This window comes from Nostoc sp. (genome assembly GCF_036917415.1).
In the GTDB taxonomy this organism is placed as follows: Bacteria; Cyanobacteriota; Cyanobacteriia; order Cyanobacteriales; family Nostocaceae; genus Nostoc.
In genome coordinates, this window is the sequence record NZ_JBALDJ010000024.1 from 17,634 (window position 1) to 33,054 (window position 15,421).

Genomic DNA, 15,421 nt, shown 5'->3' on the forward strand with positions numbered 1-15,421 from the left:
CCGATAGCGATATCTACGATGGGCTACGCCTACGCAATTCCAGATTAAGATTTTACACTTCGCGCTATTCTTGATCTGATGAAACGTCAGCGAATCAGTTTATAGCAGCGAACAAAAAAGCATGGGTGGTAAATTAATTGTATTTGAAGGGGTGGAAGGCTGTGGCAAAACTAGCCAAATGCAGCTTTGTTCTGAGTGGTTGGAAAGTCTAGGTGTTTCTGTAGTGGTAACTCGCGAACCAGGAGGAACAGAGTTAGGTTTACATCTTCGCCGCTTGCTACTAGAAAAGGCAGAGGAGAAACCAGTTGCAGAAGTCACAGAACTTTTATTGTATGCTGCTGACCGATCGCAACACGTTGAACAAGAACTTAAACCAAATCTCACAGCCGGGAAATATATTTTATGCGATCGCTACACTGACTCTACCATTGCCTACCAAGGATATGGTCGCGGTCTGAACATGAGTTTAATCAATCAGCTTAACAATATTGCTACTGGTGGTTTAGAAAGCGATCTAACTATTTGGCTAGATGTCGATGTCGAAGTTGGACTAGCCCGCAAACTCTCAGACCGAGTAGGACTAGACCGCATTGAACAGGAAACAATTGCTTTTCATCGGCGCGTTCAACAAGGATACGTGCATTTAGCAGCATCCTATCCCTCACGAATTGTTCGGGTAGATGGCAGCTTGAGTAGAGAAGCTGTACAAAAGGTAATTCAAGGAATTTTACGCGTACACCTGCACTTGGAGAGGTAATATCGTGTTCAGTTGAAGACTTCTCATTAAGACCGCAGAGGGCAGGGGGCAGGGGGAAAGAGGGTTTCCTGGTTTTTGCACAGATGCGAGAATTATAACTAATTAAGCGAACATGATATAACGCACTTCTAGTTAAAAAAAATATCCCATCATAGGGGCACACAGCTATCATTGGTGTCAACTTATATCGTGTCCGAGTAAAGACTTATGATTTAGACCGCAGTTCTTGCTAGGGACAGGGGGAAAAAGGCTTTTGGGATTTTTGCACAGATGCGGTAATCATAAGTGATTAACCGAACTTGATATTACAGCTATTTTTAGGAAATAGACCACGCGGTAGGGGCACAGCAATGCTCATTGGTTTTAACTTAAGCTCAAACGCTTGTCCCACATACACTTTACCCCTCCCCTTGCTAACTACCGTGTATACAAGTCAAATTACCCCCCTTAATCCCCCAATACATACGGGGAGGGTTAGGGTGGGGTAAAACCGTGATTTCTCAGCTATTTCAAACTTGTGTATACACCGTAGCCCCTTGCTAAGGGAAAGGGCGGTTTTGGCTTTAGACAAAACCGGAGTGGGGTGATGCGGATCGTAATGGTTAAGTGAATGAACACAATATCAACTCTTGACAAGGGCTTCACGTTAAGTTGACACCAATGCACAGCTGTGCATCCCTACTAAATGTACAAATAATTTGGGATAATTTATTTTTTGGAAATCCCTAATATCATCTCCCGATTTTTGCCTGATAACGTAATTTCGTAACAAATAATACAGCAATTTTCATGTGGCGTACTTGGTGAGGATGGAACTTTTGCCGTTACGGGGTGCGCCAATTATGATAAAGTATCCGCGATGCCTGTGGCGACAAGCTACTTAATACTGAATAAGTTTTGGTATTACAAATAACTAAGTTTTAGAGCAAATAACCTGATGCTGGAATTTGGAAAAAGCCTTTTTGGTTATAAACAGTTTATTCCCCACGGTCATTGCTATCTTTGGAAACCGGAATTAGTGGGGTTCCATATTGTATCTGACAGTTTAATTGCCCTTTCTTATTATTCTATTCCCATCACGCTACTTTATTTTGTCCGCAAGCGCCGAGATTTACCCTTTAACTGGATATTTCGACTATTTGCAACATTTATTGTTATTTGTGGCACTACCCACCTAATGGAGATTTGGACGCTCTGGTATCCAACTTATTGTTTGAGTGGTTGCCTTAAAGCTATTACAGCCATAGTTTCACTGTATACAGCTTGCGAACTTATACGTTTAATACCAAAAGCACTTGCTCTCCCCAGTTCTGCACAGCTGGAGGCAGCCAATCGAGAATTGGAGAGGGAAATTAGCGATGTCTACGACAAGCTTCGCTTACGCAAACAGGCAGAACTCGCACTACAAGAGCAAGAAGCTATGTTGCGGCGAATTGGCGATAATCTGCCCAATGGAGCAATTTATAAGGTAATCCGCGAATTGGATGGTAGCGATCGCTTTTCTTATATCAGTGCAGGGATTGAGAAACTGATGGAAGTCACGGCAGAAGATGCACTGAAGGATTCAAGTTTGCTCTATCGTCAGTTGATCCCAGAGGATGTACCACTCCTGTTGGCAGCAGTCGATGAATCTCAGCAAAATCTCTCGGTGTTTGATATACAACTGCGAATCCAGACGCCTAGCGCTCGGCTGAAATGGTTACATTTTCGTTCCACACCATGCCAGTTGCAGGATGGCCGTGTGGTTTGGGATGGGCTGGTAGTGGATATCAGCAACCTTAAGTGTGCTGAAGAAACACTACGCAAGAGTGAAGCCTTATTAGAAGAATCTCAGCGAGTTGCTCGTCTCGGTAATTGGGAGTTGGAACTTGCCACTGGCACAATTACCTGGTCAAAGCAGCTGTTCGACCTTTTTAATCGAGATCCCGCACTTCTTGAGCCGAACTATCAAGAAAATCTGCAACTGTACTGGCCAGAAGACGCAGGAAAATTAGCACAAGCAATTGAGCGGGCAATGTCAACTGGCGAATCCTACAAACTCATTCTGCGCACATCTCGAACTTACGGGTCTACTAATTATATTGAGGGGATTGGACATGCAGAATTCAACGCGGATGGAAAGGTAATTCGCCTCTATGGGACTGCCCAAGATGTTACAGAACGGCAAGCCGCACTCAACGAACGCAAACAAGCCGAAGAAGAACTCCGACGCAGTGAAAGGCTGCTAGCTACTGCTCAAAAGATTGCCCATCTAGGCAGTTGGGAATGGTACTTAGAGTCTCAAAAACAAATTTGGTCAGTCGAAACCTTCCGCATCTTTGGTCTACATCCTACTGAATCAGCACCGACACAGGCTGCATTTCTCCAGATGCTTCACCCAGAAGACCGACCAGTGTTACGGAGGTATCTACTACAAGCTATCGCCAATGGCAAACCTTTCAATCTTGAATATCGCATTGTTCGACCTGATGGCTCATTGCGCTACCTGGAATCGAGAGCAGAGGTAGCTTATGATACTCAAGGTAAGACTATTAGACTGTATGGAGCTATTCTAGACATTACAGAACGCAAGCAAGCAGAAATTGCTCTCAAACAAAGCGAGATTCGCTACCGTGCCATTGTAGAAGATCAGACTGAATTCATTGCCCGACATTTACCAGACGGTACACTCACCTTTGTCAACCAAGCTTTTGCACTTTATTTTGAGCGATCGCCAGAGGAACTGATCGGTAGCCGCTATCAACCGATTATCTTTGAGGCAGATCGGCAGCGAGTTGCTCAATTAATAGCTTCAATGAGTGCCGATCATCCTGTAGTCATCATTGAGAATCGGGTGGTTGTGGCAGATGAGGTGCGTTGGGCTCAGTGGCATAACCGAATGCTGTTTGACGAGCAAGGATGCTTTATAGAATTTCAATCGGTGGGACGCGATATCACAGCCCTCAAGCAAATCGAAGAAACACTTTTTCAAGAAAAAGAATTAGCTCAGGTGACGTTGCAATCGATTGGAGATGCAGTTATTACCACAGATGTGTTTGGCAGGATTCAATATCTCAATCCGGTTGCAGAATCTCTGATTGGATGTAGTCAAGCATCGGCACAAGGGTTGCCGTTAGTAGAAGTCTTTCAAATTGTGCATGAAACGACACGCCAGCCAGTTCAGAACCCAATTGAGCGAGCATTAGAGGAAAATCGAATTGTGGATTTAGCAAACCATACCGTCTTAATGACTGAGAATGCTCAAGAGATTGCGATTGAAGATTCAACTGCGCCCATTCGCAATCGTGAAGGACAAGTTATTGGCGCAGTTATGGTGTTTCATGACGTGACTCAGAACCGCCAGCTTGCGCTTCAGCTATCCTGGCAGGCAAGCCATGATGCCTTAACCGGATTGGTGAATCGCCAGGAATTTGAACGCCAGGTTGAAGAAGCATTACGCCTTGCCAAGTTAGACTACCAGGTTCACGGGTTGTGCTATTTGGATCTCGATCGCTTCAAAATCGTAAATGATACCTGTGGTCATCTGGCTGGAGATGAATTACTGCGTCAAATTGCTGTCTTATTGCAGGAGAAGATTCGGAAAACTGACACACTGGCACGGTTAGGGGGCGATGAATTTGGAGTATTGCTCAATCAGTGTATGCCAGAGCAAGCTTTACGAGTTGCCAATGAACTGCGTGAGTGTGTTCAAGAGTTCCGATTTGTTTGGCAAGAGCAGGTATTCTCAATTGGAGTAAGTATCGGCTTGGTTGGTATCGACAAGAATAGCGAGAGCCTTGCAGAAATTATCAGCACGGCTGATGCAGCTTGCTATACCTCAAAGAAGCGAGGGCGCAACCGCGTATACCTTGCTAAGACTGACGACCAGGAGCGACTGCAACAGCATGGTCAGATGCAGTGGGTTAGTCGCATTTCTGAAGCTTTGGAAAGTAATTGGTTTTGTCTCTATGCTCAAAAGATTGCCGCTATTACTCCGAGAAACCAAAATGGCAACCATTATGAAGTCCTGCTGCGGCTCCGGGATGAGCAGGGAAATTTAGTGCTGCCAATGGCGTTTATTCCAGCAGCAGAACGCTACAACTTAATGCACCTGATCGATCGGTGGGTGATTCGGACTCTATTCAGGAATTGGTCAAGGGTTGTTAGCGATAAACAAAGTATCTATGCGATTAACCTCTCTGGGTCTAGCATCAACGACGATCAATTCATTGACTTCTTGTATGAGCAGTTTACCCTACACCCCATCTCACCCCAACGCATTTGCTTTGAGATTACCGAAACTGTGGCAATCGCCAACTTCGTAAAAGCCAAGCAGTTCATTGAGTCACTTCAAAAGATGGGCTGTCGCTTCGCGTTGGACGATTTTGGGGTGGGGATGTCATCCTTTGCTTATCTCAAGTCTCTACCTGTGGATTACCTCAAAATTGACGGCAGCTTTATTCGTAACATTGTCGAGAATCCTGTGGATGATGCAATTGTAACAGCAATCACGCGCATTAGCAGTGTGATGGGTATTCAGACGATTGCTGAGTTTGTAGAGAATGACGCGATTTTAGAGCGAATTATGTCACTAGGAATTGATTACGCACAGGGATATGGGATTGCAGTACCTTGCCCATTAGGCTAGGCAGGGGGGAGGGGGCAGGGGGCAGGGAGCAGGGAGCAGGGAGCAGGGGGCAGGGGGCAGGGGACAGGGAGCAGGGAGCAGGGAGCAGGGAGCAGGGGGCAGGGGGCAGGGAGCAGGGGGAAAAAGGGTTTGAGCCTTATTTACTTTTCTTCACACAGTTCAGTTTTATTCTGCCCACTTACTTAACCCTCTTCTATCACTTTGGGGAAAGAAAAATAAATGTAGGTTGGGTTGAACAAAGTGAAACCCAACTTTTCTAAGGTCTTTGGGTGTTGGGTTTCGTTCCTCAACCCAACCTACGTCTAAATTGATAAAAGTCATGAGAAATAAGGGTTTTAGATTTTTCTCTACCGATAGTGATTAAAGAGGGTTAATACAAGTGCAAGATGCGATCTAGAGTCATCTGTGGTGCGATCGCTAACCTATATTGACTCAATAGCGATCGCCGCTTTCTTTTCCATCACTCTGAACATACAAGTAGTTTTTGTCAATACTGGAATATTTCTCATCAATATTACGACATCCATAAAGAATGTTGTAATATTTCTCATCAACATTACAATATTCCTTATCAATACTGGAATATTTCTCATCAATATTACGACATCTATAAAGAATATTGTAGTATTTCTCATCAACATTACAATATTCCTTATCAATACTGGAATATTTCTCATCAACATTAGAACATTTCGGTATAACCTATTTCCCAGTTGGACACACTGACTGCATTTTTTGGGGAAGTTGCCGACACATCTGCTGTAATCTTTGAGGATTAACTTGCCACCAAGCAAATAATCCCAGACTTGTACCCCCCACAAGTAACACCAACACTCCCCCCAGCATTACCAAACGTTTACCCCGCTTTGGTTTTGTAATTAAAGTTGGTGGAATTTCTGGGTTGAGGGGTGCTTCTTCTGAAAGATCCAAATCTAGATCCAAATCTAGCAAAGCTTGCGAACTTTCTGTAAAAGAAGTTGGTTCTTCTAGTTCTTCTAGTTCTTTTAGTTCTTCTTCCTGTATTTCTGCTTCTATAATCTCTTCTGGCAACGCCGGAGTCACAGGTACTAAATATTCTGGAGAGACACGGCAATAAGTCAGAACAACCGATGTATTATCATGCCCATTTTTTTCGTTTGCCAAGTTAATCCAGTTGCGGACAGCATCTTCAACTGTCATTTGCCCTGTTAACACGGGTATTGCATAATCTTGGCAAGATTGTTCTACCCAGTTACGATCGCTTAAACCATCAGAACACAGTAGCAAAATGCCATCTTCTTCTAGAAGAAATCGCTGAACCTTGAAACGCAAAGATTCAGAATCTCTTGTCCCCAGTGCTTGAGTTAAAGCACTAGCATCTGGTCTAAAGAGTGCCTTTCGATACAAGCTTTTAGCAAGGCGGACTTCTCGCGTTGCCACATCATCATCTACTGTCAGTAGCTGGCAATAATTGGGAGTAATCCAATAGGCACGGCTATCGCCAACATTAGCCAAGTAAAGCTCATGGGTATTATTTGATTGCCACCCAGTACTTGTCTGGACTCGTTGTGGAACTTGCAACGCCATGACAATAGTTGTCGCCATGCGTTCTTTGCCCTGGCGTTTTTGTTCGTTATTGCGGGCACAAATTAGATTATTTACCACCCGTAAGCTTGCTTCTAATTGTTCCTGCAACAACTCAGGTGGAAAAAGTACAGTTTGTTCTGTCACCTCAGTTAGTAAAGCGCGAATTTGCAACTTTACAGACTGCACTGCCAACTGACTCGCAACCTCGCCGCCTTCGTGGCCGCCAATGCCATCGCAAACAATCGACAAGCGGCGCAATAAAGGTTCATCTAAATCACTCAAACTGTTGGGATAGCAAGCATCTTCATTTTGCGCCATCATTGGGCCAATATCTGTAGAACCTGCCACCTTTAAGACTAATGGCAATTCTGCCGCAGACGCTAGTAGTAAATTATTGAGTTGAATATTAATTGCCTCTAACTCAATCTCAGTTTCACACATCTGCTGGACAATGTTCTGTAACCCTTTAGCTACTGATGCCTTTGCAGAAGCTACCCAAAACTGCCAACACTCCCCCAGATTTTGTAAACTCAGCTTACGATCATCTGGTGTTTGATAGAGTTCCAACAGTCGCACACACCAACCTTCGACTCTCAAGTTATCTACTAATAGTAAACTGCGGCTAAGTCCCAATTCTGCTAGAGGTGTCCAAAGTTGGAGAATTTGCCACAACCAATAAACTTGTCGTACTGCCGTGGCTTCCTGCCATGCCTCAACAATAGTTGGATAGATATTTCCTGTCTTATCTATCGGCGCATTTTCCAATAAGAGGATATCAGTTGTATCTTCCTCAAGGTTACTAGCAAACCCATAAGCTTGGGGCAGATGCAACCGCTCTTGATATAACCGTAAATAAGGAATTACTTCCCTTGGCAGTTCTTCAGGTACATCTGGCGGTAGTCCCGGTTGAGTATCCAGCCAAATCTGTTGTTTAATTACTTCATATCTATCTGCTACCTTTGTGCCTGGTGGGATTTGAGCAGACAATGAGCCAGTCGCCCACAGATAGCGGTGAACTAAAGGAGTTTGGCAACTGGCACAAACGCTATCTCCCATCGGATTAATGGGGCTATTACAGCGTGGATTTATACAAAAAATTATCACTTGAGTAGAAATCATAAAACAGGAGTCGGGAGTCAGAATTCTTTTTTATACATGAACTTCGATTAACTTTAGCTGGCAATGAATTGAAGGCTAGAATAAACTAAACTTGTGTACCTGAACTTGTGTACTGCTAGTTACACCTTGTTACTGAAATTAAGCAAAATTATTGGTAGAAATACCCAGTTTTGTTTTCTGTAAATAACTTACGTCTGGCTGTATCTAATCGTAGAAATGCATTTACGTCAATAATGTAGAGGCTAGGATGGCGCTATGCCAAGTTTTACCTTAATCTGGCTGATGGCAGGAGCAGTTTTGTGTTTAACAGAACTGTTCTTACCATCAGCGTTTGTCGCCTTCATGATGGGAATTAGCGCTTTTGTGGTAGCGCTGCTGTCTAAAGTGGGTATGGGAAGTGTATGGTTGCAAATTGTGGTTTGGCTCTTGCTTTCCACAGCCCTAATCATGCTTTCTCGTCGGTTTTTGCAACCAAGACAACGCAAATCAAAAATTCGGGATGCAGTCATAGCTGAAACCTTAACAGAAATTCTGCCTGGAAAAACAGGGCGGGTGCGGTATGAGGGAAATTCTTGGCAAGCAAGATGTGACGATGACAAATTTACCATACCACCCCATCAAAGAGTTTATGTGGTTAGGAGGGAAGGTACTACTTTGATTGTTGTACCGGAAAATCTGTTGAATTCTTAAGTATTTGTTATTTGTCATTTGTCATTTGTCATTTGTCATTTGTCAAAATTCAATAGTTCTTTTTACTCTACTTCCTCTGCTCACTCATCTCCTCCACTCCGCACTCCCTTTATTAATAAAAATTAGGAGATTTACAATGGAACAGTTCTTTTTACTAGTATTTTTAGCTCTTGGTGGTTCTGCTGTAGCAGGTTCGGTGAAAGTCGTCAATCAGGGCAATCAAGCTTTGGTGGAAAGATTGGGTAGTTATAACAAAAAACTGGAACCAGGACTAAACTTTGTCATTCCTTTCGTAGATAGAGTTGTCTACCAAGAAACTATCAAAGAAAAAGTCTTAGATATTCCTCCCCAACAGTGCATTACTCGTGACAATGTTGGCATTGAGGTAGATGCAGTGTTTTACTGGCGCATTGTGGATATGGAAAAAGCCTGGTACAGGGTAGAAAATCTCCAGTCGGCAATGGTAAATATGGTGCTGACTCAAATTCGCGCTGAAATGGGACAACTGGAGTTGGATCAAACCTTTACTGCTCGTTCCCACATCAGTGAACTTTTATTACAGGATTTGGATGTTGCTACCGATCCTTGGGGTGTGAAAGTGACACGGGTAGAACTGCGAGATATTATTCCGTCTCAGGCAGTACGTGAATCGATGGAATTGCAAATGTCGGCAGAACGACGCAAACGGGCAGCAATTTTAACTTCTGAAGGCGATCGCGAAGCTGCTGTCAATAGTGCTAGAGGTAAAGCTGAGGCACAAATATTGGATGCGGAAGCTCGTCAAAAATCGGTGATTTTGCAAGCGGAAGCCGAACAAAAGGCGATCGTTCTGAAAGCTCAAGCGGAACGTCAGCAACAAGTTTTGAAAGCCCAAGCGATCGCAGAGTCATCAGAAATTATTGCCCAAAAGCTCCACAATAACCCCAATGCTAATAAAGCAGTGGAAGTTTTGTTTGCCTTGGGTTATCTCGATATGGGCGCGACAATTGGTAAAAGCGATAGCAGCAAGGTGATTTTTATAGATCCGCGTTCCATTCCTGCTGCTTTAGAGGGCATACGTTCTGTCGTTTCAGATGGTCAGGTTAACTCTAACGAATTGTTTTCTAAACAAATCCCAGGATTAGAAAACAATCGCTCTAGTTAAGAATGGGGAGTGGGGAGCAGAGGAGACAGGGGAGGTAGGGGGAGAAAGAATAATTAATGCCCAATGCCCCATTCCCAATGCCCCATTCCCAATGACAAATGACAAATGACAAATGACAAATGACAAATGATAATTAACCCAGAACAGGTCATCAACGCTATTCTTGCGATCGCTAATCCTTTAATTAAGGAAAAAATTCAGCGCAATGAGACTGTAATTAAATTACTTCAGCAGTTTAACCTCGATCCAGAGCATCCACCAGCAGATTTTAGTGGGGTTTATGCATACACACTGGTAGAGTACGGTGTTGGGAAACCCAAGCCTTTTTTAGAATTTTTTCGCCAAGAAGCAATAAAACAGGCTTTTCGCAAAGGATTTGACCATAATAACCCCTCAATTTTGCTGTCTGAGGTCGATGCTTGGCTTGATGCATACTCATTGGGTGATGACATTAGAAGTTTGGGAATTGACATTAGACGGGAAGTTGCCGCGTTTTATATTGTGTTTGCGGAAGTTGCTAAACGCACTCGCAACCCAGCAGATACACTAATGAGTCAACAAATTGGCTCTTTGCAAAAACGCATTGCAAATGTCCAAGAATTACTTGATAGATTGCCGACGCTGGAAGGTATTCGTACAGAAATGGCGCGGTTGGCTGCACAGAATTCCCCCGCACTGCTGGAAGCCGCAACATCCACTGAAAATAAATGTCGAGCCATAGCTTTAGCTCAACAAATGCGCGGCTGGTTTGAAACCTTGGGCTACCGCTTTGAAAAGTATGAAATTTGGGGTGATTCATATTTTGAGTGGATTATCAATGTGCCAACACGGCGTAACCGATATGACCGTATTTTAATTAGGGGAATTGAAGGCGAAGTTGGACTCAAGGATGTAGCTGTTTTGCGTTCCTCTGTGGAGCAGCAGAGAACTGATGAAGGTTGGTTAGTAACAGCCAGACGGATTGCACGCGCGGCACGGAATGAGGTAGAAAAGGAGGAAAATCGCCATTTAGGTTGTTACACTTTTGACGAACTCATTGACCAAGATGCTGATTTTAGCGATTATCTCGATTGGTTAGAAGCGGAAATTATTCGGCGGCAAATAGATACAAAATACGTTCCTTTAGCCTGCACAAAAGAGGAAATTGACCCCGATACTAAGCAGCGCATTGGTATTAGTTACTATAGCGATCGCGATGGTTGGATTGATGGTTATATTGATGTATGGTTGGACGATCCCGCCAAAGAGCATATTTCTATACTAGGAGAATTTGGTACGGGGAAAACTTGGTTTGCTTTCCACTATGCTTGGGTGGCGTTGCAACGTTATCGAGATGCCCAAAAACGCGGTGTTGAGCGTCCTCGTTTGCCTTTAGTAATTACGCTGCGGGATTTTGCCAAAGCGATAAATGTCGAGAACGTTTTGGCGGGGTTCTTTTTTACACAACATAATATTCGTCTAACGAGCGAAGTCTTTGACCAGTTGAACCAGATGGGCAAATTGCTGCTAATTTTCGATGGTTTTGACGAAATGGCAGCAAAAGTTGACCGTCAGCAGATGATTAATAACTTTTGGGAACTGGCTAAAGTGGTGGTTCCTGGTGCTAAGGTTGTCTTGACTTGTCGTACCGAACATTTTCCCGATGCCAAGGAAGGACGCGCTCTGCTCAATGCCGAGTTGCAAGCTTCTACCAAGCAGTTGACGGGGGAAACACCACAGTTTGAAGTGCTGGAACTGGAGAAATTTAACGACGAGCAAATTCGGCTGGTGTTGTCGCATCAAACGGAAACTGCAACAGTTGAACAAATAATGGGAAATCCGCAATTATTGGATTTAGCCCGTCGTCCGGTGATGACTGAGTTAATTTTGGAAGCTTTGCCAGATATTGAGGCGGGTAAACCTGTGGATATGTCGCGGGTTTATTTGTATGCGGTGCGGCGGAAAATGGAACGGGATATTAAGAGCGATCGCACGTTTACATCTTTGGCAGAAAAGCTATACTTTTTGTGCGAACTTTCTTGGGAAATGCTCTCTAAAGATGAAATGAGCCTCAATTATCGGCTGTTCCCTGACAGAATTCGGCGGTTATTTGGTTCGGTGGTGCAGGAAGAAAAAGATTTAGACCACTGGCATTATGACATGATGGGGCAAACAATGCTCATCCGCAATGCAGATGGTGATTATACTCCAGCGCATCGGTCGCTGTTAGAATTTTTTGTAGCGTATAAATTTGCAGCAGAATTGGGAGCGTTGGCGGGTGATTTTACGGATTTAGCGCGGGTGCGGTTCCAGATAAATCATGATGTTGCGCCTGTTGATTATAGTTGGTCTTCTTATTTCAGTCGTCAGGTAGATGCATCCGGAGAGATTTTACCAACTGCGGCATTGAAGGGATTTCTAAGTGAATCGTTGGAGAAACTGAGGGTGACTTTTGGTCAAGCATCTTTGACGAAAGCGGTAATGGATTTGCTAGTAGGGATGATTGATGTTGAGGCTAAGGAATTAGTAATTAAGGTTATTGAGGAGACGCGGGGGAAAAGTGAGGATGAGGTTGATTATGTTGGGGGGAATGCAGCGACAGTTTTGGTAAAAGTGGATAAGGCTGCGTTGGATGGAAGAGATTTAAGCGGTGCTGTGCTTAAAGGTGCTGATTTTACTGAGGCTAGCTTGCGTCATGTTAATCTTGCACAAGCAAATTTGGTTGATAGCATTTTTACTAAATTATTTGGTGCAATTTTCTCAGTTGCATATAGTTTTGATACTCAATTTGTAGCTAGTGGTGATGGTGAAGGCATTGTTCGTATATGGAAAGTTGCTACTGGCGAAGAAATTTTGACTTGTAATGGATATACTGGCGCAATAGTTTCAGTTGACTTTAGTTACGATAGCAATAAAGTTGCTAGTAGTAGTCATGATGAGACAATAAGGCTATGGGATACCCGCACTGGGAAATGCTTAACAATTTTACAAGGACACAATAGTTCTGTAAATTCAGTTGCTTTCTGTCCTCAAGGTAAGATTCTTGCTAGTGGCAGTTCTGATAAAACAGTGAGATTATGGGATATTCAAACTGGTCAATGTTTACAGATTTTGCGGGGGCATACTAATTTAGTATACTCAATTGCATTTAGTCCAGATGGTGAGATGCTCGCTAGTAGTGGTTCTGATTACACGATCAAATTATGGGATATTCAAACTAGCCAATGCTTAAAAACTTTAGAAGGACATACAAGTTCTGTAAAATCAGTTACTTTTAGTCCAGACGGTAAGATGCTTGCAAGTGGTGGGAATGATAAGACTGTAAGATTATGGAACGTGACTACAGGCGAATGTAAGTTAACCTTGCAAGGGGATAATCTCTTATCATTAGTAGTTGCTTTTAGCCCTGATAGTAAGATAGTTGCTAGTAGTGGCGACCAAATTATCAGATTTTGGGATACAAAAACAGGTGAATGTCTCAAAATATTGAAAGGGCATTCCAATTCAGTACGTTCAATTGCTTTTAGTCCAGATGGAGATACTCTTGTTAGCGGTAGCTATGACAAAACAGTAAGATTTTGGAGTGTTGCTACAGGTGAATGCCAAAAAGTTTTACAGGGACACAGCATTTGGGTAAACTCTGTCGCTTTTAGTTTAAATGGTGAAATGATTGTTAGTGCAGATGATGAGACAACAGTAAAATTATGGAATGTTGGTACTGGTAAATCTGTAAAAATTCTACAAGGTCACACCAATTGGGTGCAATCAGTTGCTATTGACAGAGATGGTGAAATAATTGCTAGCGGTAGTGTTGATACAACAGTCAGATTATGGAATTTCCGCACAGGACAATGCTTGAACATTTTGCGGGGACACAGTGATTGGGTACGATCAATCGTTTTCTGCCCAAATGCTCAGATACTAGCTAGTGGTAGTGTTGACGGAAGTGTAAGATTATGGGATACAAAACTTGGAGAATGCTGGAAAATTTTTGAAGATAATCACTCAATCCGCTCAGTTGCATTCAGTCCCGATGGTGAAACATTAGCTATTAGTAATTCTGGCGGAGAAGTGAAGCTATGGAACATCTATACGAGCCAATGTCTTAAAACATTAGAAATCGGAAGCGGCCCTTGGACACGTTCAATTGCTTTCAGTGCGGATGGTAAACTTTTAGCTAGTGGTACTCTTAATGAAAGCGTTGGGTTATGGTGTCCCTTCACGGGTGAATGCTGGAAAACTTTACAAGGTCACACCAGATCAGTATCCGCAGTTGCTTTTAGTCCAGATGGTAAAACTCTAGCGAGTGGTGCAGACGACCAAACTGTAATACTTTGGGATATAAACAGTGGTAAATGCCTGAAAATTTTACAAGGTCATTCTCTTTGGATTCGTTCAGTTGCTTTTAGTCTGGATAGTAAAATGCTTGCTAGTTGTAGTTGTGATGGCACAATAATGCTTTGGGACACTAGCACAGGTGATTGCATAAGAACCCTTAGACCACAAAGACCTTACGAAGATATGAATATTACAGGTATTACAGGTTTAACTGAATCTAAAAAAGCAACTCTCAAAGTATTAGGTGCTATGGAAGATGGAGCTTAATAATTTCAACCTATTGCACTTTTGATAATTGTATATAAAATACAATTTTTGAAAATGGGGAATAGATTTTAGGCGATACCTGACGGTAAATTTGCGTGATGCTTACGACGGGCTACGCCTAAGCACTAAATTGTCGCATTCTTCCAGTGATAAAATAATCAAGCTTTGATAAGTTGTAAATTATGACCTTATCTATTGAGCCAACTACAGGATTAAATGTAGAAGAGTTCTTAAAACTACCAGAGACAAAGCCAGCAAGCGAGTATTGTAACGGACAAATCTCCCAAAAACCTATGCCTCAAGGAAAACATAGTACTTTACAAAGCAGTTTAATCACAGCTATTAATGAGATTGTTAAACCGCAAAAAATTGCTTATGCCTTTCTGGAATTACGCTGTACATTTGAAGGTCGTTCGATAGTACCAGATATTGCTGTGTTTGAATGGCAAAGAATTCCCCTTGATGCTAAAGGTAGAATTGCAAATAAATTTGAGATTCCCCCAGATTGGATAATCGAAATTCTCTCACCAGAGCAATCACCTAACCGAGTTATCCGCAAAATTACATTTTCTATTCAAAATGGAGCAAAGCTAGGTTGGTTACTCGATTCTGCTGATGAGTCCATCATGATTTTTGAACCCAATAAATTACCAGAATTAAAAGAACAACAAGATATCTTACCCGTTTTGAGTGTTTTGGAAAATTGGCAATTAACAGTTGCAGATGTATTTAGTTGGTTAAGTTTTATTTGAATAAAGCAAACTTAAGCTGATTCAGCAAAATTACTTCTCCCGTAGCTACTCGTTCCAAAAGAGATTTTAAATTCATAGCTGCTTCTTCGACGCTAATTCTTAACACTGCATTACTCCTGTAGTTAAGCTTGAAGAGGAAAGAAAATTTCCTGCTCACACCATTTCTTTATGACAATTCACAT

8 protein-coding genes are annotated in these 15,421 nt (G+C 42.7%); 6 read left to right on the top strand and 2 right to left on the bottom strand.

Annotated elements, in window-relative coordinates:
- The first annotated feature begins 121 nt into the window (after window positions 1-121).
- Together tmk and V7K41_RS02995 are read left to right on the top strand one after the other, a co-directional pair.
- The gene (gene tmk, locus V7K41_RS02990; protein WP_334845659.1) at window positions 122-757 is read left to right on the top strand and encodes a dTMP kinase; all 636 of its coding nucleotides are present in this window, start codon (window positions 122-124) and stop codon (window positions 755-757) included.
- Between the two features lie 937 nt (window positions 758-1,694).
- Window positions 1,695-5,384, top strand: a complete 3,690-nt coding sequence (locus tag V7K41_RS02995) for an EAL domain-containing protein (RefSeq protein ID WP_334845660.1) — start codon at window positions 1,695-1,697, stop codon at window positions 5,382-5,384.
- 165 nt (window positions 5,385-5,549) lie between these two features.
- On the opposite strand, the gene V7K41_RS03000 is transcribed toward V7K41_RS02995, so the two are convergent.
- Together V7K41_RS03000 and V7K41_RS03005 are read right to left on the bottom strand one after the other, a co-directional pair.
- Window positions 5,550-5,705 carry a hypothetical protein gene (locus tag V7K41_RS03000; RefSeq protein WP_334845661.1) on the bottom strand — a complete coding sequence of 52 codons (156 nt, stop codon included), beginning with the start codon at window positions 5,703-5,705 and terminating at the stop codon, window positions 5,550-5,552.
- A 381-nt stretch (window positions 5,706-6,086) separates the two neighbouring features.
- Entirely contained in the window at window positions 6,087-8,069 is a 1,983-nt protein-coding gene (locus V7K41_RS03005) for a protein phosphatase 2C domain-containing protein (RefSeq protein ID WP_334845662.1), read from the bottom strand.
- 255 nt (window positions 8,070-8,324) lie between these two features.
- On the opposite strand from V7K41_RS03005, the gene V7K41_RS03010 reads away from it, so the two are divergent.
- The 4 genes from V7K41_RS03010 (at window position 8,325) to V7K41_RS03025 (ending at window position 15,239) form a co-directional block, all read left to right on the top strand.
- Window positions 8,325-8,759, top strand: a complete 435-nt coding sequence (locus tag V7K41_RS03010; RefSeq protein WP_334845663.1) for an NfeD family protein — start codon at window positions 8,325-8,327, stop codon at window positions 8,757-8,759.
- Window positions 8,760-8,895: 136 nt separating this feature from the next.
- On the top strand, window positions 8,896-9,903 hold the full coding sequence (locus V7K41_RS03015; RefSeq protein WP_334845664.1) for an SPFH domain-containing protein: 1,008 nt from the start codon (window positions 8,896-8,898) through the stop codon (window positions 9,901-9,903).
- A 126-nt stretch (window positions 9,904-10,029) separates the two neighbouring features.
- Window positions 10,030-14,487: an NACHT and WD40 repeat domain-containing protein gene (locus tag V7K41_RS03020; RefSeq protein ID WP_334845665.1), complete on the top strand. Its 4,458-nt coding sequence runs from the start codon at window positions 10,030-10,032 to the stop codon at window positions 14,485-14,487.
- A gap of 182 nt (window positions 14,488-14,669) precedes the next feature.
- Complete coding sequence (locus V7K41_RS03025) at window positions 14,670-15,239, top strand: Uma2 family endonuclease (RefSeq protein ID WP_334845666.1); 570 nt, start codon at window positions 14,670-14,672, stop codon at window positions 15,237-15,239.
- Window positions 15,240-15,421 lie beyond the last annotated feature (182 nt).

Bases quoted from the DNA above. Each gene is read 5' to 3' on its own strand.
- V7K41_RS03010 (WP_334845663.1), top strand. From the start codon at position 8,325: ATGCCAAGTTTTACCTTAATCTGGCTGATGGCAGGAGCAGTTTTGTGT.
- V7K41_RS03000 (WP_334845661.1), bottom strand. From the start codon at position 5,705: ATGACTTTTATCAATTTAGACGTAGGTTGGGTTGAGGAACGAAACCCA.
- V7K41_RS03020 (WP_334845665.1), top strand. From the start codon at position 10,030: ATGATAATTAACCCAGAACAGGTCATCAACGCTATTCTTGCGATCGCT.
- V7K41_RS02995 (WP_334845660.1), top strand. From the start codon at position 1,695: ATGCTGGAATTTGGAAAAAGCCTTTTTGGTTATAAACAGTTTATTCCC.
- V7K41_RS03015 (WP_334845664.1), top strand. From the start codon at position 8,896: ATGGAACAGTTCTTTTTACTAGTATTTTTAGCTCTTGGTGGTTCTGCT.
- V7K41_RS03005 (WP_334845662.1), bottom strand. From the start codon at position 8,069: ATGATTTCTACTCAAGTGATAATTTTTTGTATAAATCCACGCTGTAAT.
- tmk (WP_334845659.1), top strand. From the start codon at position 122: ATGGGTGGTAAATTAATTGTATTTGAAGGGGTGGAAGGCTGTGGCAAA.
- V7K41_RS03025 (WP_334845666.1), top strand. From the start codon at position 14,670: ATGACCTTATCTATTGAGCCAACTACAGGATTAAATGTAGAAGAGTTC.